15 protein-coding genes are annotated in these 17,622 nt (G+C 69.2%); 11 read left to right on the forward strand and 4 right to left on the reverse strand.

Annotated elements, in window-relative coordinates; genetic code table 11:
* Positions 1-13: 13 nt before the first annotated feature.
* Complete coding sequence (locus LX70_RS03480) at positions 14-637, forward strand: LysE family translocator (protein WP_105513116.1); 624 nt, start codon at positions 14-16, stop codon at positions 635-637.
* Here LX70_RS03480 and LX70_RS03485 read toward each other — a convergent pair whose 3' ends face one another.
* Complete coding sequence (locus tag LX70_RS03485) at positions 638-2,029, reverse strand: hypothetical protein (protein ID WP_245884916.1); 1,392 nt, start codon at positions 2,027-2,029, stop codon at positions 638-640. It abuts the gene before it with no gap.
* Positions 2,026-2,892 (reverse strand): hypothetical protein, encoded by an 867-nt coding sequence (locus LX70_RS03490; RefSeq protein ID WP_105513117.1) that lies wholly within the window; start codon positions 2,890-2,892, stop codon positions 2,026-2,028. Before LX70_RS03490 ends, LX70_RS03485 begins: the two co-directional genes overlap by 4 nt.
* Before the next feature lie 163 nt (positions 2,893-3,055).
* On the opposite strand from LX70_RS03490, the gene LX70_RS03495 reads away from it, so the two are divergent.
* The 3 genes from LX70_RS03495 (at position 3,056) to LX70_RS03505 (ending at position 7,494) form a co-directional block, all read left to right on the forward strand.
* The gene (locus LX70_RS03495; RefSeq protein ID WP_105513118.1) at positions 3,056-5,335 is read left to right on the forward strand and encodes a glycosyltransferase family 2 protein; all 2,280 of its coding nucleotides are present in this window, start codon (positions 3,056-3,058) and stop codon (positions 5,333-5,335) included.
* Positions 5,322-6,410, forward strand: a complete 1,089-nt coding sequence (locus LX70_RS03500; protein ID WP_105513580.1) for a glycosyltransferase family 2 protein — start codon at positions 5,322-5,324, stop codon at positions 6,408-6,410. The genes LX70_RS03495 and LX70_RS03500 overlap by 14 nt, the downstream gene beginning before the upstream one ends.
* A gap of 124 nt (positions 6,411-6,534) precedes the next feature.
* Entirely contained in the window at positions 6,535-7,494 is a 960-nt protein-coding gene (locus LX70_RS03505) for a phosphoadenosine phosphosulfate reductase (protein WP_105513119.1), read from the forward strand.
* Positions 7,495-7,636: 142 nt separating this feature from the next.
* Here LX70_RS03505 and LX70_RS03510 read toward each other — a convergent pair whose 3' ends face one another.
* Positions 7,637-9,754 carry a divergent polysaccharide deacetylase family protein gene (locus tag LX70_RS03510; RefSeq protein ID WP_211301655.1) on the reverse strand — a complete coding sequence of 706 codons (2,118 nt, stop codon included), beginning with the start codon at positions 9,752-9,754 and terminating at the stop codon, positions 7,637-7,639.
* A gap of 134 nt (positions 9,755-9,888) precedes the next feature.
* Here LX70_RS03510 and LX70_RS03515 point away from each other — a divergent pair, with 134 nt between their 5' ends.
* The 7 genes from LX70_RS03515 to lexA all read left to right on the forward strand — a co-directional run bounded on the left by LX70_RS03515 (position 9,889) and on the right by lexA (position 15,489).
* Positions 9,889-10,482 carry an anthranilate synthase component II gene (locus tag LX70_RS03515; RefSeq protein ID WP_105513581.1) on the forward strand — a complete coding sequence of 198 codons (594 nt, stop codon included), beginning with the start codon at positions 9,889-9,891 and terminating at the stop codon, positions 10,480-10,482.
* A 5-nt stretch (positions 10,483-10,487) separates the two neighbouring features.
* Positions 10,488-11,504 (forward strand): anthranilate phosphoribosyltransferase, encoded by a 1,017-nt coding sequence (gene trpD, locus LX70_RS03520; RefSeq protein ID WP_425430574.1) that lies wholly within the window; start codon positions 10,488-10,490, stop codon positions 11,502-11,504.
* Complete coding sequence (locus LX70_RS03525) at positions 11,501-12,142, forward strand: uracil-DNA glycosylase (RefSeq protein ID WP_105513122.1); 642 nt, start codon at positions 11,501-11,503, stop codon at positions 12,140-12,142. The genes trpD and LX70_RS03525 overlap by 4 nt, the downstream gene beginning before the upstream one ends.
* Positions 12,143-12,241: 99 nt before the next feature.
* Complete coding sequence (gene trpC / locus LX70_RS03530; protein ID WP_105513123.1) at positions 12,242-13,039, forward strand: indole-3-glycerol phosphate synthase TrpC; 798 nt, start codon at positions 12,242-12,244, stop codon at positions 13,037-13,039.
* A gap of 1 nt (position 13,040) precedes the next feature.
* Positions 13,041-13,514: a cyclic pyranopterin monophosphate synthase MoaC gene (gene moaC / locus LX70_RS03535; protein ID WP_105513124.1), complete on the forward strand. Its 474-nt coding sequence runs from the start codon at positions 13,041-13,043 to the stop codon at positions 13,512-13,514.
* Positions 13,515-13,526: 12 nt separating this feature from the next.
* On the forward strand, positions 13,527-14,711 hold the full coding sequence (locus LX70_RS03540) for a molybdopterin molybdotransferase MoeA (protein ID WP_105513582.1): 1,185 nt from the start codon (positions 13,527-13,529) through the stop codon (positions 14,709-14,711).
* Positions 14,712-14,802: 91 nt separating this feature from the next.
* A complete protein-coding gene (gene lexA / locus LX70_RS03545) occupies positions 14,803-15,489 on the forward strand; it encodes a transcriptional repressor LexA (protein WP_105513583.1) in 687 nt (228 codons plus the stop codon).
* On the opposite strand, the gene LX70_RS03550 is transcribed toward lexA, so the two are convergent.
* The gene (locus LX70_RS03550; RefSeq protein ID WP_245884918.1) at positions 15,483-17,582 is read right to left on the reverse strand and encodes a ComEC/Rec2 family competence protein; all 2,100 of its coding nucleotides are present in this window, start codon (positions 17,580-17,582) and stop codon (positions 15,483-15,485) included. The two genes, lexA and LX70_RS03550, sit on opposite strands and share 7 nt — an antisense overlap.
* Positions 17,583-17,622: the final 40 nt, after the last annotated feature.

Raw genomic sequence — 17,622 nt, forward strand, 5'->3', positions numbered from 1 at the left:
AAGGGAGACGCGCATGTCCATCGAGCTTTGGCTGGCCTTCGTCGCCGCCTCCACCGCGCTTTTGCTGATCCCCGGCCCCACGGTCCTTCTGGTGCTGAGCTACGCGATCAGCCAGGGACGGCGCGTGGCCGTCGCGACCGCCGCCGGGGTGGCGCTTGGCGATCTTGTTGCGATGAGCGCGTCTCTGGCGGGCCTCGGCGCGCTGGTGATGACCTCGGCGGAACTCTTCATGGCGCTGAAATGGGCGGGGGCGGCCTATCTGGTCTGGCTGGGGGTCAAGCTTTTGCGCAGCAGGCCCGAGGGCGGGCTGGGGATCGGTACGCCGCCCGATCTGCCCGCGGGGCGGATTTTCGGCCATGCCGCCACGGTGACCGCGCTGAACCCCAAATCCATCGCCTTCTTCATCGCCTTCGTTCCGCAATTCCTGCGCCCCGAGGCACCGCTGATGCCGCAATTCGCGATACTGATCGCGACCTTCGTGACGCTGGCGGCGATCAACGCGCTGGCCTATGCGCTACTGGCCTCGGCGATGCGGGCGCGGATGCGCAACCCCGCGACGCGGCTTTGGCTGTCGCGGGCGGGGGGCGGTGCGCTGATCGGGATGGGGGTTCTGACCGCGACGCTGCGCCGCGCCTGATCACATCTCGCGCATCGCGCGGCGGATGGCCGGATGGTCGCCGCGCCCCAGCACCCAGCGCCCGACCCTGCGGGCAAGGCCCGGTCGGCCACGGTCGAGGGCGCGCTGGAACAGCTCCCACTGATAGCGGGGAAAGCCGTGGCGGGCGCGCAGCCGCCGCGCGAAGGACAGCGGCGTCAACCGGCCGTCAAGCGCATCGAGGATGATCGGGTTCAAGACCCCCATCTGGTGCAGCGCAGAGCCCAGCCGATGCCCCATCAGCGGCACCCGCAGCCGGTCGACATTCGCGCCGGTGAAACGCGCGACATGGGCGGCGTCGAGGGGCGCGTAGGGGTCGTAAAGGATCATCACCCGCCCGGCGGCGGCGGACACCGTGGCCGCGTCACCGTAAGGGCCGGAATAGTCGAACCCCCAGGCGGTGCGATAGCGCGTTTCCCAGGGCACAAGCGCGCGGTCAAGCGTCGATTGCGGGCTGATCGCCACGACATCCGCACCCGGACAGGCGGGCGCAAAGGCGCAGGCCGCATAGCCGCCCATCGAGGCGCCGTAAAAGACGACACGCTTGAAGCGGGCAAAGAAGCCCTCGTCCCGCAGCCGGTCGAATTCGGACCAGACCCAGGGGTCGCGATACCAGGTCCAGCCATTCGCCAGCACGCCCAGCATCGACCAGCCCTGCTTCTCGATGAACTCATACCCCCAGGGGCGGCGTTCCTTGCGCTTCGTCATGGCAATGTCGAGATTGTCGAAGCTGACGACCAGCACATCGGGGCTGCGCGGGACGAACAGGAAGGAATGCGCCTGGCCTTCGCGGAAGAACCCCTCAGGCCCGGCCAACTGCCGCGCCAAGGCCGCCCAGTCGGCATCCGGCCCCGCAGGTTCCGGCGCCCTGGGGCGGAAGAGGACGCGGGCGATCTCCACCCCGCCGCGCTGCATCTTGCCGACCGTCTCGCACTGGCCCAACCCGTTCAGGAACGGATAGGCGCCGGAGCCCTTGCGGATCTCGGTCAGCATCACGCTGTCGGCATGCAGCGCGCGCGGCAGGAACGGGCCGAGGTGGCGGATCTTGTAAAGCCGCCCAAAGCCCGCGAGGTTTGCGATCACGTCCCACGCCTTCACGCCGCTGTCACCGACGACGACCTCGATCCGCCCCGGCGGGATACCGGCGGCAAGCAGGCTGTCGCGGTAGGGCGCGATCCAGTCCCGCTCCGCGCCGTCAAAGCTGCCATCCGGCAGGAGCGAGACCAGCGAGATCGTGCAATCGTGGCGCAGGCCCAGCGCGATGGCGATGTCGAGGCCACCACCCGACAGATCGGCGAAACGTTCCACCGGCATATCGCCCAGCGCCGCGATCAGCGCCCGGCTGTCGGCGGGCGCGGGGGCCGGGTCGCTCATCCGTCGTCCCCGTCATCCTCATCGGGGTCATCGGCGCCGGTGCGCCGGATCGGGGCCAGCGCCGGGTCGATCCCGTGCTTGCGCAAGAGCTTTCCGATGATGCTGCGCGGGCGCGGCGTGCCGTCATAGACCTCAAGCAGCCGGGCGCGGGTGCGGCGGTTGTAGAAGTGGATCGAAAATGTCTCCTCGGTCACGAACTCCGCCGCATCGACGCCGGGGCGCAGCAACAACCGGCGGTCCTTGTAGGCAACCGGGTAAAGGGCGACGCGCGGCAGGGCGTGGCGGATCTCCCCCGTCTCTTTCAGGAAATGGGTCAGCGCATGGGGCCCCCAGACGCCCCAGGGCATCTCGCCCGCATGAACCGGGGTGCCTGCCGCCTTCTTCGCCTCAAGCTCGGCCCGCGCGGCATCGCTGAACCAGGGCGGGATCGCGTATTCGTCGGCGGTGAACTCAAGCAGCCTGCCCAGCGCCTCGCTGTCCTGCGGCAGGCCAAGAACACCGCCATTGACGCCGTGGTCGCTTTCCCAGGCGAAGAAATGCCCCGTCTCCGTCTCGAACCGTTTGACGCAATAGGCATCGGTATCGGCCCAGATCGTGCGGTCGCATTTGGCCAGAAGGTGATAGCGGAAAAGGTCGGAATGCAGCGCCGGGCTGCCGGTGCGGCCGTGGCGCAGGAAATCGTTCTGCGGCAGGATGTCACGGGCATCGGCAAGGTCGACGCCTCCGGGCGCGTTGCCGATCGGCTCATAGGAATAAAGCGTCACCGCATGGCCCGCATCGACGAAGGATTTCAGGCACAACTGTTCCAGAAAACTGAGGTCACCCCCGATCCAAAGCGCCGCGATCCGGTAGTCACCACCCATACCTGCCCCCTTCCGCCGGTCCCCGGCGTCTTTTGCCGCGATTGTGGCCAAGAAAGCCATGCTTGCCAATAAGCACGGGCCGGGACCGGCGCGCGGCTTTTGCCGTCCCTGCCTGCTGTGCTATCGGTCGGACAGGCAAGAAGCAACGACAGGCTCTCTCAGAATGGGCATTCCGGCTCCGACGCGCGTTCTTCGCCGGTCCCTCGGGGCCGGGATGGCGGGGGATGTGCCGTTGCTTGATGCGGTCGCCTGGCAGGAGGCGGACGGCACAAGCGCCTTTCGCATCCTGACCCGGCGCGATGTCGATCCGGCGGCAGTGGCGGATGGCGCCCCGGTGACCGAGGTCCGACCCGTCGCGGGCGCGTGTCTGATCGCGGGGCGGGTGGCAGGCAGCGGCCCGATTCCCCTGCCCCTTGCCCATGGACCCGCAACGGTCGAACCCGCCCCGGCGGAATGGGACCTGCTTGAGGGGCGCAACTGCCTGCTTGCCCTGCGGGTCGAGGAAAGCGTGGACACGGTTGCCGACTGGCTGCGCTATCACGCGGGCCACCATGGCGCCGACGGCGCCGTCATCGTCAACCGCGCCCCCCCAGACAGCCCCGAAGGCAGCGCCGAGGATTTCGCCGAGGAACTGGAAGAGGCGCTGTTCGATTGCCCCGGCCTTGTTGTCGTGGTGCTGGAATGCGCCGTTCCGCTCGGCAAGTCCGGCCTTGGCCCGGAAAGCCATGCCTACCTTGCCCCCGACGCGCCCGGCAAGGACCGGATGGAGGTCCCCGCCCCCGATCCCTGGCGCGCCCCCCTGGGGGAGCCGTTGATCTTCGAGGCCTGCAAATGGCGCTTCCTCGCGCGGGCGCGGGCGGTGCTGACGCTCGACGTGACCGATATCCTGACACCCTCCGACGGGCCGAACGCCTTCGACCTGACCCATGCGGCAGAGAATGGCGTCACGCTGCTGGTCGGGCATCGCATCTATCCCTGGCGGGTGCGCAAGGGTCGCCGGGCGGCCTTTGGCGACCATATCTGCCGCCCCTTCGACCGCCGCCGCGGCATCGCCCGCTGGGGCGTCGCGCCCGAACGCGCGGGGCTGGAGAACACCTGGCGCGGCATCCGCGTGTCCTATGCCCGCCCCGATCCGGGCCGCACCGTCGCCTTCCTGCGCGCCATGGCGATCCGCGTGCCGGGCTACCGCGCGGCGGAACTTGCGCCCAAGACCTCGCTGATCGAGGATGCGGACCTGATCGCGCTGGCGGCGCTGTTTGATCATGTCCCGGTGCGCCCGCCGGTCTCCGCCCCGCGCAAGGCCCCGGCGCGGGCGACCCATGCCGGGCGGACCTGCATCATCACCACGATGAAGAACGAAGGCCCCTTCATCCTTGAATGGATCGCCTATCACCGCGCCATCGGGGTGAACGATTTCCTTGTCTATTCCAACGATTGCACCGACGGCACCGACGCGCTGCTGGACGCGCTTCAGGCCCGTGGCCTGATCCAGCACCGCGACAACCCGTTCCGCACCCAGCCCGACATCAAGCCCCAGCACGCCGCCCTTCAGGCGGCCGAGGGCGAAGGGGTCGTGCAGGACTGCGGCTGGGCGATCTGCATGGACGTGGATGAATTCATCAACGTCAAGATCGGCGACGGCACGCTTGGCGCGCTTTACGCCGCGATGGGTGAGGCGAACATGATCTCGCTCACCTGGCGGCTGTTCGGCAATGGCGACACCCACGACTATCAGGACCGCTTCGTCACCGAACAATTCACCCGCTGCGCGCCGGAACTTGTGCGCAAGCCGCATCAGGCCTGGGGCTTCAAGACGCTGTTTCGCAATATCGACATCTACAAGAAGCTGGGCGTTCACCGGCCCAAGGGGCTGAAACCCGACCTGTGGGGGCAGGTGCGCTGGCTGAACGGATCGGGCCGCCCGATGCCGCGCGAGATGTTTCGCAACGGCTGGCGGTCCTCGGTGGAAACCTATGGCTATGACTGGGTGCAACTGAACCACTATGCCTGCCGCTCGGCGGAAAGCTTCCTCGTGAAACGTGACCGGGGCCGGGTGAACCATGTCGACCGCGATCAGGGCCTCAACTACTGGTTCCGCATGAACCACAACGCGGTCACCGACACCTCCATCGCCCGCATGATCCCCGCCGCGCGGGCCGAATTCGACCGGCTGCTGGCGGACCCGGACCTGCGCGCGCTACATGATCGCGCCGTCGCCGCCCACCGCAGCCGGATCGCCGAACTCATGGCGCAGGACGACTACCGCGCCTTTTACGGCGAGTTGACGGGCGACAGGATGCAGGCGCTGTCGAAGATGCTGCATGTCTTCGGCGCCGCCGTCTTCAACGCAGGCCCCGGCGTCATCCCCGCCGACCTGCACCAAAAACCGCTGCCCGAGGGCTATTTCTTTACCGTGGAGCATGGGGGCGATGCCGAACACTGATCCGCGCTTCCTTGCCGTGCTGACGGTCAAGAACGAAGGCGCCTTTCTCATCGACTGGCTTGCCCATCACCGGGCGGTGGGGTTCACCGACACCCTCGTGCTGTCGAACGACTGCACCGATGGCACCGACGCGATGCTGGACCGGATGCAGGCGATGGGCTGGCTGACCCATATCCGCAATGACGGCCCCCATCCGAAGGGGCCGCAATGGTCGGCGCTGAAGCTGGCGGGCAAGCACCCGTTGCGCAAGGCCGCCGATTGGGTGCTGGTCCTCGACATCGACGAATACGTCAATATCCACGCGGGCGACGGCACGCTGACGGCCCTTCTGGCCGCGCTGCCGCAGGCGACGGCGATCCCGCTGACATGGCGGCTTTTCGGCAATGCCGGGCTGCGCGACTATGCCGACCGGCCGGTCACCGAACAGTTCACCCGCGCCGCCCCCGCCGTCATGGGCTGGCCCTGGCGGGCGGCGCTTTTCAAGACGCTCTTTCGCGACGATGGCAGCTATCGCCGCCTTGGCGTTCACCGCCCGCGCGACCCCGACCCCGCCCGCCTGCCAGCCCAGCGCTGGTTCGACGGCTCGGGCCGCGCCTTGCCGCCCCTGTTCCATGAAGGGCGCATCTTCTCCACCTACGGGCAGGACAATTACCGGCTGGTGCAGTTGAACCACTACGCGCTTGGCGCGATGGAAAGCTATGTGCTGAAAGCCGACCGTGGGCGCGCGAACCGCGATGCCTCGGCCTTTGACCTCTCCTACTGGGTCGAACGCAATTTCAGCGCCGAAAGCGACCAGACGATCCTGCGCCACGCCGCCCGCAGCGACCCGCTCAGGGCCGAACTTCACGCCGACCCGCAGCTTGCCGCGCTGCATGACGCCGCCGTCCGGTGGCGGCGGGAACGGTTTCGGGCCTTGATGCTGGATGAGGCCTATCGCGGGCTGATGGGGCGGCTGATGCTGACCCCGGCCAGCGTTCCACTTCCGGTTGAGGCGCATCGATTCCTCACCTCATTCGCGCTTTCCGCGCAACACCAGCCCCGCCCGGAAACAGATACCGCGCCCTCATCCGATTGAAAATCAACACCGAAACAGTCGCGGCGCAAAACGCGACGAAACACGCCCTTACCCCCGCCATCCCTTGCCAGCGCCCCTGCCAGCCGCGAAAGATAGTTCCCGGGAACGGTACGGAATTGGGGGCATGCAAAAGGAAAAGACCGGCACAGCCGGCCCACGGGGCGTGGCCGATGCGGACTGGTACGCCAGGATGGAAGAGATCGGGGATGAGGCGGGGTTCTTCCAGACCCTCGGCCAACGCCACGCCGCCTTCTTCCTGGACCAGTCCCCGACCCTGCTTGTCACCTTCGAGACGGTCCGCGCCATTCGTGAACATCAGCCGGGCCAGCTGCCGCTTGGCTACCAGATCGCCAAGACCCGCGACTGGTCGCATCTGTGCCTGATCGCCGACGGCGACACCTGGTATCGCGACCCGGCCGTCTTTGCGTTCTTCGACCGCCTCGTGGACGAAGGCTTTTTCGAGGATTTCGACCGCGTCGTCTTTTACGGCGCCGGGATGGCGGGCTATGCGGCGGCGGCCTTTTCGGTCGCCGCGCCGGGCGCCACGGTGATCGCGGTGCAGCCGCAGGCAACGCTCGACCCCGCCGTCGCCGGATGGGACCCGCGCTGGCCCGAGATGCGGCGCACCTCCTTCACCGACCGCTACGGCTATGCCCCCGACATGATCGAGGGCGCGAAAGAGGTCTATGTGATCTTCGACCCCGATCAGGTGCTGGACGCGATGCATGCCTCGCTTTTCACCAAGCCCTATGTGACGCCCCTGCCCTGCCGCCATCTCGGCCGTGACCTCGCCACCGCGCTCGATGAGATGCATGTCCTGCAATCCATGCTGACCGCCGCCGGGACCGGCGCCTTCGACGCCCGCATGTTCGCGATCTTCTACCGCGCGCGGCGCAACTACCGGCCCTATCTGCGCGGGCTGCTGACCTATCTCGACCGCGACGGTCGCGCCTGGCTCGCCGCGCTTCTCTGCCGCAACGTGGTAGAGCGGATAGAGGCGCCGATGATGAAGGCGCGGCTTGAACAGTTGCAGAACGATCTGGCGATCATGGGCGAACGCCTGCCCGACCCGCGCCCGCGCTGACGACGCAGATCCTATAGCATTTCGGGTTTGCGCTGCATCAGAATTCGAACCTGTTTCGTTCGAATTCCGATACTTGCTTTCTCAACGAAAACCCGAAACGCTTTAGACGCACGAAAACCGGCACCCGCCGACGCAACAGGCGTCAGGGCGCCAGAACCGCCGAAACCGGGCCGATCACGGCCTCTTTCTTCCCCGCCTCGATCCAGCCCTTCAGGGCCGAAACCACCTCGGGCGTCGCGTGACCGATCAGGACGATACTGCCCGACCGCGCGGCGTCAAACGCGGCGCGGTCGAGGAAGCGCTGGATCGCCTGATCGTCACCGCCCGCCTCGTCCAGCGACCGCGCGATCCCGGCATAGGGCGCATTCGCCCGCCCCGCCGCCTGACGGCCGGGGTTCAATCCACGCGCCTCGGTCACCAGCCCGCGCCCCTCGGTGGCCAGCAGCGCCGACATATGTTCCGCCACCCGGCGGTCGCCTTGCAGCGCCGAACCGGGCGCGGCCACCAGCGCCACGGTCTCCGGCAGGCTTTGCACAAAGCTTTGATAGCTGACCTCCCGGTCGCTCGCCGTCGCGCCGGGGGGCATCGCGGGTTCGTAGATCGCGATCTCATCGCCTGACAGGCGGAAGGTCTGCGCCAGCGTCGCCGCATCCGCGCGCTCGGGGTTCAGCGCGACGGTCACCGGCGCGCCGATCGCGGCGATCGCGTCGGGTTCGGCGCTGGCGGCGCTGCCATCCTCGATCAGGATCACGGCGATCACGGGCTTGCCCCCGGCGTTGTCGAAGGCGGCGCGGTAGCGGCTGACGGCGCTGTCGACGGCCTGGTCCGCGCCGCTTTCGGCCGGGGCGGCCTCGGGCGCGGGGTTCGCCGCCGCGCTGTCGTCGCCGATCCGCGGCAGGCGGTTGATCTGGACCCCGCCGCGCTGGCCGAAGCCGACCTGCGGTCGGCCGGTGGCACCGATGGGCTGTTGCGGGGCGACGTCGATGATGACCGGCCCACCGTCCGACGGCGCGCTGTTGCCCGGCGTCAGGATACGCGACCGGTTCGCCGCCGCGCCGCCCGGCGGGGTCAGGATGGCGCTGTCCTCGGGCGCGGCACTGTCGGCGCCCGCATCTGGCGCGATGATCTGCGGCAGCTTGGCGCGTTCCGGCTGCGGCGCGGGGTCGATGACGGGTTCGGTGATGGTTTCGGGGGCCACGGCGGCCTCCTCGACCGGCGCGGGGGCCGGTTGGGGTTCCGGTTCGGGGACGGCTTCCGCGACCGGCTCCGATGCGGGCGCGACCACCTCGGGTTCCGGCAGGATAACCGCTTCCTCGGTCGGCGCGGGCGCGGGGTCCGGTGCGGGCAGGACCGCTTCAGGTTCGGGCGCGACCTCGGGCGTGACGGCGGCCTCCTCCACCGGCGCGCGGGGGGGTGCGACCGCCTCGGGCGCGGTGGACGGCGTCGGCACAGCCGCTTCCCCCTCCGGCAGAACCGGCATGAGGGGCGGCGGCAGGTTTTCTCCCGGCGGCGGCACCGGGATGGCGCTGTCGGGCGCCGGGGCCTCGGCCATCGCCATGGGCGCGGCGGGCGCCGGTTCCGGCAGGATCGCGGGCGCCTCGCCTTGCGCCTCGGGCGGCGCGGCGGGGGCAAGCTCGGTCAGGGCCGGGCCTTCCTCGGCCAAAGGCGCACTGACCTCGGGCGCGCTGGAGGCCACCGGGGCGGGTTCCTGCGCCGGGACCAGCGGATCGGTTTCCGGCTTCGGGCGGTTGAACTCCGACCCCGCCGGAACATCGACGACCGGCGTTTCGGGGACCGCCCCGGCCATCGCGGTCTCGGTCGAGGTCTCGGGCGCCGCTTCGGGTTCGGGCGCCGGGTCCGGGGCGGCCTCTGCCACGGGCGCGGGGACGCTGTCCGGTTCCGGCGCGGCCATCGCCGTTTCCGCAGGCTCAGGCGCCACGGGGGCCTCTTCGGCGGCGGGCGGCGCGGCCGGGTCCACGACCGTCGCAGCGTCCTCGGGCAGGGCCACAGGCCCAGGCGCCTCGGCCACCACCTCGGCCTCCGGCGCCTCCGCCATCACCTCGGCCTCCGGCGCCTCGGGCATCACCGGCGCCTCGGCCACCTCGGGCGCGCTCACCGCTTCTGGCGCCCCGGCCACCGGCTCAGGGCTTGCGGGCATCTGCAACGGCGCCAGCGGCGGCAGCATCAGCGACACGGCGGCCGCGCTCACCGTCGAAAAGAGCGCCCCGATGAGCAACCCCGAAACATAACCTCTGCCCACGTCTGCCTCCGACGCAATCGCCTTATCTCTCCGCATCCTGCCTTGACCCGGCGGCGCGGCTCTGACCATGTATAGCCCGACACGCGGGCGCAATCACCCCCAGATTGCACCTGCCACGCATGAAGGCCACCAAGATGCTGCTCCTGATCGACAACTACGACAGTTTTACCTACAACCTCGTCCACTATTTCGGTGAGCTGGGCGCGGATGTCGTGGTCCATCGCAACGATGCGCTGAACGTTCAGGAGGCGATGGCGCTGAAGCCCTCGGCCATCGTCCTGTCCCCCGGCCCCGGCACGCCCGAACAATCCGGCATCTGCCTGGCGCTGACCGAAGCCGCGGCCGAAACGAAGACGCCGCTTCTGGGCGTCTGCCTTGGCCACCAGACCATCGGTCAGGTCTTTGGCGGCAAGGTCGTGCGCTGCCATGAGATCGTGCATGGCAAGATGGGCGCGATGCACCACAGCGGAAAGGGCGTCTTCGCGGGGCTGCCCTCGCCCTTCGAGGCGACGCGCTATCACTCGCTGATCGTCGACCGGGCAAGCCTGCCCGACAGTCTTGAGGTCACCGCCTGGCTTGAGGATGGCACGATCATGGGCCTGAAACACCGGGAGCTTCCGATCGAAGGCGTGCAGTTCCACCCCGAATCCATCGCCTCGGAACACGGCCACCAGATGCTGAAGACCTTTCTGGACGGCGCGAACGTGCCGCTGACGGTGCCGGCATGAGCGTGATGGACATCCGCCCCCTGATCGGCACCGCCGCCGACCGCCCCCTGACAAGGGCCGAGGCCGAAGCCGCCTTTGCCGCCCTCTTCGAGGGCGCCGCGACGCCCAGCCAGATGGGCGGGCTTCTGATGGCGCTGCGCACCCGCGGCGAGACGGTGGAGGAGATTGCCGCCGCCGCCCGCGTCATGCTGTCGAAATGCAACGCGGTGAAGGCGCCCGAAGGCGCGATGGACATCGTCGGCACCGGCGGCGACGGCAAGGGAACGCTGAACATCTCAACCGCGACGGCCTTCGTGGTCGCGGGCGCGGGCGTGCCGGTCGCCAAGCACGGCAACCGCAACCTGTCGTCCAAATCGGGCGCGGCGGACGCGCTGACGCAGTTGGGCATCAACGTGATGGTCGGCCCGGAAGCCGTTGAAAAAGCGCTGGAAAGCTGCGGCATCGCCTTCATGATGGCGCCCATGCACCACCCCGCGATCCGCCATGTCATGCCGACCCGGACGGAGCTTGGCACCCGCACCGTCTTCAACCTGCTTGGCCCGCTGACCAACCCCGCAGGCGTGAAGCGGCAGTTGACCGGCGCCTTCGCCCGCGCCTGGATCCGCCCCATGGCGGAAACCTTGCAGGCGCTTGGGTCCGAACGCGCCTGGCTGGTCCATGGCAGCGACGGCACCGATGAGATCTCGGTCGCGGGCATCACCCATGTCGCCGCCCTTGAGGACGGCGCGGTGCGGGAGTTCGATCTGCACCCCGAAGAGGCCGGCCTGCCCGTCCACCCGTTCGAGGACCTTCTGGGCGGCACACCCGAAGAGAACACCGTGGCGCTGCGCGCGCTTCTGTCCGGCGCCGCAGGCGCCTATCGCGACGCGGTGCTTCTGAATGCCGCAGCCGCCCTGCTGATCGCCGGGAAGGCCGGTGACCTGAAGGACGGCGTGGCGCTGGCGCGCGAGAGCATCGACAGCGGGGCCGCGGCGACGAAGGTCGCGGCGCTGGCCCGCGCCGTGCCTGCCCCCGCCGAATGATCCCCGCCGCCTGGGCCGACCTGCCGTTCTTCCGGGACGACTGGCCGCGCGTCCGGGCGCGGCTGACGGCCGAGCCCGGCCCGGTCTATCCGCCCGAGGACCGGCTTTTCGCCGCGCTCGACCTCTGCGCGCCCGACGATGTGCGGGTCGTGATCCTGGGTCAGGACCCCTATCACACGCCGGGCAAGGCCGACGGTCTGGCCTTTTCCATCCCTCGGGGATTTCCCGGCCGCCTCGACAGTCTTGGCAACATCTTCAAGGAGTTGCAGGACGATCTTGGTGTGATGAGGACGCGCACGGAGCTGGACGACTGGGCGCGGCAGGGGGTGCTTTTGCTCAACACCGCGCTCTCCGTGCCGGAGGGGCGGCCGAAGGCGCATGCGAAGATCGGTTGGGACAGGCTGGTGGCCGACGTGCTGGCGCGGCTGGATGCCAGCCCGCGCGCGGCCCTTCTTTGGGGCGGCCCGGCGCAGGCGGTGGCGGCGCGGGGGTTGCAGAACCCCGACCACCTGAGGATCGAAAGCGCCCATCCCTCACCCCTTTCGGCCTGGCGCGGCTTTTTCGGATCGCGCCCCTTCAGCCGGGTGAATGACTGGCTGGTGGCGCGCGGGCAGGCACCGATCCGCTGGGCCGGATAGGGCGGCGGTGGGGGTTTTCCACCCCCACACCCCCGGAGAGTATTTCGGCAACGAAGAAACAGGCTTTTCGCTGACCGGGCGCGGCGCTAAGACGGGGCCATGGATATTCTGGACAAGATCAAGGCCTACAAGCTGGACGAGATCGCGGCGGCCAAGCGGGCGCGGCCGCTGGCCGGGGTCGAAGTGGCGGCGAAGGCGGCAGGCCCGGTGCGCGGCTTCAACGCGGCGCTGGCGCGGGCCGAGGCCGCGGGCTACGGGCTGATCGCGGAGATCAAGAAAGCCTCCCCCTCCAAGGGGTTGATCCGGGCCGATTTCGACCCCCCGGCGCTGGCACGGGCCTATGAGGCGGGCGGCGCCACCTGCCTGTCGGTCCTGACCGATGCGCCATCCTTCCAGGGCGCGCCGGAATTCCTGACGGCGGCGCGGGGGGCGGTGGCGCTGCCCGCGCTCAGGAAGGATTTCCTTTACGATACCTATCAGGTCGCCGAAGCGCGGGCCTGGGGCGCGGACTGCATCCTTGTCATCATGGCCAGCGTCGATGACGCGCTGGCGACCGATCTGGTGGCGGCGGCAACCCATTGGGGGATGGACGCGCTGATCGAGGTGCATGACGCCGCCGAGATGGAGCGGGCGCTGGCCCTGCCCTCACCCCTGATTGGCGTGAATAACCGCAATCTCAAGACTTTCGATGTCACTCTTGATGTAACGCGCGACCTTGCGCCGATGGTGCCGAAGGATCGCCGTCTGGTCTGCGAAAGCGGGCTTTTCACCCCCGCCGATCTGGCGGCGATGGCGGGCTGCGGCGCGCGGTCCTTCCTGATCGGGGAAAGCCTGATGCGGCAGGCCGATGTGGCGGCGGCGACGCGGGCGTTGCTGGCCGGTCCGGTGGGGGTCTGACATGGCGCTGACGCATTTCGACGGCGAGGGCAACGCGCATATGGTCGATGTCTCGGCCAAGGCGGTGACCGACCGGGTCGCGGTGGCCGAGGCGCGGGTGGTGATGGCGGCAGAGACGCTGGCGCTGGTCACCGAAGGCCGGGCGAAGAAGGGCGACGTGCTGGGCGTTGCGCGGCTCGCGGGGATCATGGCGGCGAAGCGGACCGCCGATCTGATCCCGCTCTGCCATCCCTTGCCGATCACGAAGGTCGCGGTGGAGCTGACGCCGGACGCCGCCCTGCCGGGGGTTCGGATCGAGGCGACGGTGAAGACCACGGGCCAGACCGGGGTGGAGATGGAGGCGCTGACAGCAGCCTCGGTCGCGGCGCTGACGGTCTATGACATGCTGAAGGCCGCCGAAAAGTCGATGCACATCGAGGGGCTTCGCGTGATCCTGAAAGACGGCGGTAAATCAGGCCGTTACGAGGTGGAGTGAATGTCGGGTGGGTTGATTTCGATCGAAGAGGCGCTGGCGCGGCTTTTCGCGCTTTGCCCGGTGCTTGCCGCCGAAACGGTCGATTTGCGGGCGGCGGCGGACCGGGTGCTGGCGGCGCCGGTTGTTGCGCGCCTGACCCAGCCGCCCTTCGCCGCCTCGGCCATGGACGGCTATGCGATCCGCGAGCGCGATCATCGGGCCGGGGCGGTCCTGACGGTGGTGGGCGAATCCGCCGCCGGGCGCGGTTTTGGCGGCGCGGTGACGGATGGCAATGCCGTGCGGATCTTCACCGGCGCGCCGGTGCCGGAGGGCGCGGAGCGGGTCGTCCTGCAAGAGGACGTGACCCGAGAAGGCGCGCGAATTACGCTTGGTAACCGTCTGGAAAGCGGCGCGAATATCCGGCCCGCCGGGCAGGACTTCCGCGCGGGCGACCGGATCGAGGCGCCGCGCCGCCTGCGTGCCGCCGACCTTGGCCTGATCGCGGCGATGAACCAGCCGCAGGTACAGGTTACCCGTCGCCCCGTCGTGGCGCTGATCGCCACGGGGGATGAACTTGTGATGCCGGGCGAGGTTCCCGGCCCCGACCAGATCGTCGCCTCCAACAGTTTCGCCCTTGCCGCCATGGCCGAGGCCGAGGGGGCGGAGGTGCGCCTTCTGCCGATCGCGCGCGACAGCGAGGAAAGCCTGCGGAGCCTGTTGACGCTTGCCGCCGATGCCGACCTGATCGTGACCATCGGCGGGGCGTCCGTGGGCGACCATGACCTTGTCGGCAAGGTCGCGGGCGACATGGGGCTTGAGCGGGCGTTCTGGAAGATCGCCATGCGTCCGGGCAAGCCGCTGATGGCGGGGCGGATCGCCGGGTCTGTGCTTCTGGGTCTGCCGGGAAACCCCGTATCCTCAATCGTTTGCGGCCACCTCTTCATGTTGCCGATGCTGCGCGCGATGCAAGGCCTGCCGCAAGGCCCCGCGCCGCGCGCGACCGCCCGGCTGGCCGAGGACCTGCCCGCCAATGGCCCGCGCGAGCATTACATGCGCGCCACGCTTGATCGGACGGCTGCCATGCCGGTGATCCGCCCGTTCGACCGCCAGGACAGCGCGCTGCTGTCGATCCTGACCCGCGCCGATGCGCTTCTGGTGCGCCCGGCGGGGGACGGGCCGGTCGCGGCGGGGACCGAGGTCGGCTATGTCCCGATCTGAGAGACGGCGCACAAGCGTTTGACACAAACCGGGAACGCGGGTAGAACATGATGTGAACAACATCTTCGACCCGCGTAAGGAAAACAGGCCCATGTTGACCCGGAAGCAGTTGGAACTTCTCGATTTCATCCAGAAGCGCATGGCGCATGACGGTGTGCCGCCATCCTTTGACGAGATGAAGGAGGCGCTGGACCTGAGGTCGAAATCGGGCATCCACCGGCTGATCACGGCGCTGGAGGAGCGGGGCTTCATCCGCCGTCTGCCGCACCGAGCGCGCGCGCTTGAGATCGTGAAACTGCCCGAGGCGATGGAAAAGCCCGGCTTCACCCCCCGCGTGATCGAGGGCGACCGCACCGATCCGCCGCGCGGCGCGATGCCGGTGAGCGAGGGGCATGCGATGGAACTGCCGGTGATGGGCCGCATCGCCGCCGGTGTGCCGATCGAGGCGATCTCCGAGGTGTCGCATCACGTCACGGTGCCGGGCTCCATGCTCGCCGGGCGGGGGCAGCATTACGCGCTTGAGGTCAAGGGCGATTCGATGATCGAGGCCGGGATCAATGACGGCGATGTCGTGGTGATCCGGGAACAGACGACGGCCGACAATGGCGATATCGTCGTGGCGCTGGTCGAGGGGCATGAGGCGACGCTGAAACGCTTCCGCCGCCGGGGCAACATGATCGCGCTTGAGGCCGCCAACCCGGCCTATGAAACGCGGGTGCTGCCCGAAGATCAGGTCAAGGTGCAGGGCCGCCTCGTCGGGCTGATCCGCAGCTACTGACGCGCGGCGACCCTTGCGCCGGGGCGTCCCCGCCCCTTGCGGTTCCATATCCGGTCGCCCGCCACGTCGCGGGCGGCGGTCATCTCAAGCCCCCCATCGGTCTGCGTGACGGCCAGCGCGCCCGTGCGCTTCAGGCGCCTCAGGTCGAAGACGTCGCAGCCGTTGCGGGCGGCACCCTCCGGCCAGTCGCCGTTCAGCACCACCAGCGTTCCCTCCACCGCCTCGGCGCAGAAGGCCGCGGCGCGGTCGGGCGCGGTCTTGCCGGTCATGTGGATCAGGGGATGCTGCCCGAACTGGCCGCGCCATTCGCCCCGCACGGCCTCCGCGCCGCCACGGGCAAAGGCGGCGTCCTGCCCCGCAAGATCGCCGTCATCCTCAAGCCAGCTTTGCGCGACGAAACCAGCGCCCTTCGGCTTTGACAGCACGCGGCCCTGATCGCCCATGACACCGACCAGCGCACCATCGCCCGCGATCAGAAGCGCGGGCCGGTCCGCCCCGGCCCAGAGGATCAGCGCCGTGAGGACCAGCACCGCCCCGGCCCCGCGCAGCCAGAGCCGCCGCCCGACCAGCGCCGCGATCCCGCCAAGCGCCAGCACAGGCAACACCGCACCGGGCGGCGTCGGCACCGCCTGCACCGCGCCCTCAAGCCCGCTGACAATGCCCGCGACCCACAGGATGAAGGCCGTCCCCTGCCCCATGACCCAGAGCGCGGGCTGGGCAAGGCCAAGAGGCGCCAGCACCGCCGCGATGACACCGGCGGGCATCACCACCATCCCCATCAGCGGCACCGCGAGGAGGTTGGCGATCAGCCCGTATTCCGCGATGCGGTTGAAATGCGCCGCCGCGATGGGCGCGGTCGCCAACCCGGCGGCAAGCGAGGAGAGAAGCAGCATCGCGACCGGGCGCAGGGGCTTGGGGATGCGGGGTTGAAGCTTCGCCCAAGGCTCGAACGCGACGATCAGGGCGACGGTGGCGCCGAAGGACATCTGGAAGCCCGGCTCGACCAGGCTTTCGGGTTCGATCGCCAGAACGATCAGCGCGGCAACGGCGACGGAGCGCAGCGAAATCGCCCGCCGGTTGGCAAGGATCGCGACCAGCATCACCGCCACCATGACGAAAGCGCGGCGCGTGGCGACATTCGGCCCGGCAAGCATCAGGTAGAAGGCAGCGGCCATCAGCGCCACCACGGCCGCGATCTTGCGCGTGTCAAGCCGCAACGCCAGCGGCGGGATCAGGGCAAGGCCATAGCGGACGGCGGCGAAGACGAAGCCGGTCAGCAGCCCCATGTGCAGCCCGGAGATGGAGATCAGGTGCGACAGGTTCGCCCCCCTGAGCGCATCATTGGTGGCCGAGACGACGGGGGAGCGGTCGCCGGTCATCAGCGCCGCCGCGAAGGCGCCGGGCTGGCCGGGGATCGCGGCCTGAATGGCGCGTGACAGACGCATCCTTGTGCGGAAGGCAAACAGCGCCGCCCCACCCGCCGCCGGTTCCAGCGTCAGGACCGGCGTGCGCGTATAGCCGACCCCGCCGAGCTGCGAAAACCAGGCGAGGCGCTGGAAATCGAAGCCGCCCGGCGCCACCGGCCCCTCGGGGGGCGAGAGATGCGCGGTCAGGATGACGCGCAGGCCGGGTTCCAGCGGCGCGTCCTGCACCGCATCGCCATGCAGCGCCACCCGCACCCGCGCGGGCGTCCGGTCGGGCGGCGTCCGGGCCAGCACGATCTGATCCAGCGTGATCCGCGGCTGGTCTGAGAAGGAGCGGTCGATGGCGACGATCCGCCCCTCTACCGGGCCGTAGTAGCGAAACGACATCACCGGCGCGGACAGGGACTGCGCCCGCCAGATCGCCATGAGCAACCCGGCCGCCACCAGCAGCGCCGCCGTGGCAGGCACCCGCAAAAGCGGCGGGCCGAGGCTGGCCAGCAGAAGGCAGGTCATCGAGATCAGCCCCGCGACGGACCAGACCACCGGCCCCGGTTCCGCCGGCGCGGCGAAATAGGCACCGATCCCGAAAGACACGAAAACCGGCGCCCAGGGCAACAGCGTCCCCCGTGCGGCCTCAAGTGCCTCGAATGGTGCGAGCAACCGGCGCACCCTTGTTTCCCCGTCTGCCATTGCCTAATGAACCGTGGCC

It is taken from the genome of Albidovulum denitrificans (assembly GCF_002973535.1).
In the GTDB taxonomy this organism is placed as follows: domain Bacteria; phylum Pseudomonadota; class Alphaproteobacteria; order Rhodobacterales; family Rhodobacteraceae; genus Albidovulum; species Albidovulum denitrificans.

Bases quoted from the DNA above. Each gene is read 5' to 3' on its own strand.
- LX70_RS03480 (WP_105513116.1), top strand. From the start codon at position 14: ATGTCCATCGAGCTTTGGCTGGCCTTCGTCGCCGCCTCCACCGCGCTT.
- LX70_RS03485 (WP_245884916.1), bottom strand. From the start codon at position 2,029: ATGAGCGACCCGGCCCCCGCGCCCGCCGACAGCCGGGCGCTGATCGCG.
- LX70_RS03490 (WP_105513117.1), bottom strand. From the start codon at position 2,892: ATGGGTGGTGACTACCGGATCGCGGCGCTTTGGATCGGGGGTGACCTC.
- LX70_RS03495 (WP_105513118.1), top strand. From the start codon at position 3,056: ATGGGCATTCCGGCTCCGACGCGCGTTCTTCGCCGGTCCCTCGGGGCC.
- LX70_RS03500 (WP_105513580.1), top strand. From the start codon at position 5,322: ATGCCGAACACTGATCCGCGCTTCCTTGCCGTGCTGACGGTCAAGAAC.
- LX70_RS03505 (WP_105513119.1), top strand. From the start codon at position 6,535: ATGCAAAAGGAAAAGACCGGCACAGCCGGCCCACGGGGCGTGGCCGAT.
- LX70_RS03515 (WP_105513581.1), top strand. From the start codon at position 9,889: ATGCTGCTCCTGATCGACAACTACGACAGTTTTACCTACAACCTCGTC.
- trpD (WP_425430574.1), top strand. From the start codon at position 10,488: ATGGACATCCGCCCCCTGATCGGCACCGCCGCCGACCGCCCCCTGACA.
- LX70_RS03525 (WP_105513122.1), top strand. From the start codon at position 11,501: ATGATCCCCGCCGCCTGGGCCGACCTGCCGTTCTTCCGGGACGACTGG.
- trpC (WP_105513123.1), top strand. From the start codon at position 12,242: ATGGATATTCTGGACAAGATCAAGGCCTACAAGCTGGACGAGATCGCG.
- moaC (WP_105513124.1), top strand. From the start codon at position 13,041: ATGGCGCTGACGCATTTCGACGGCGAGGGCAACGCGCATATGGTCGAT.
- lexA (WP_105513583.1), top strand. From the start codon at position 14,803: ATGTTGACCCGGAAGCAGTTGGAACTTCTCGATTTCATCCAGAAGCGC.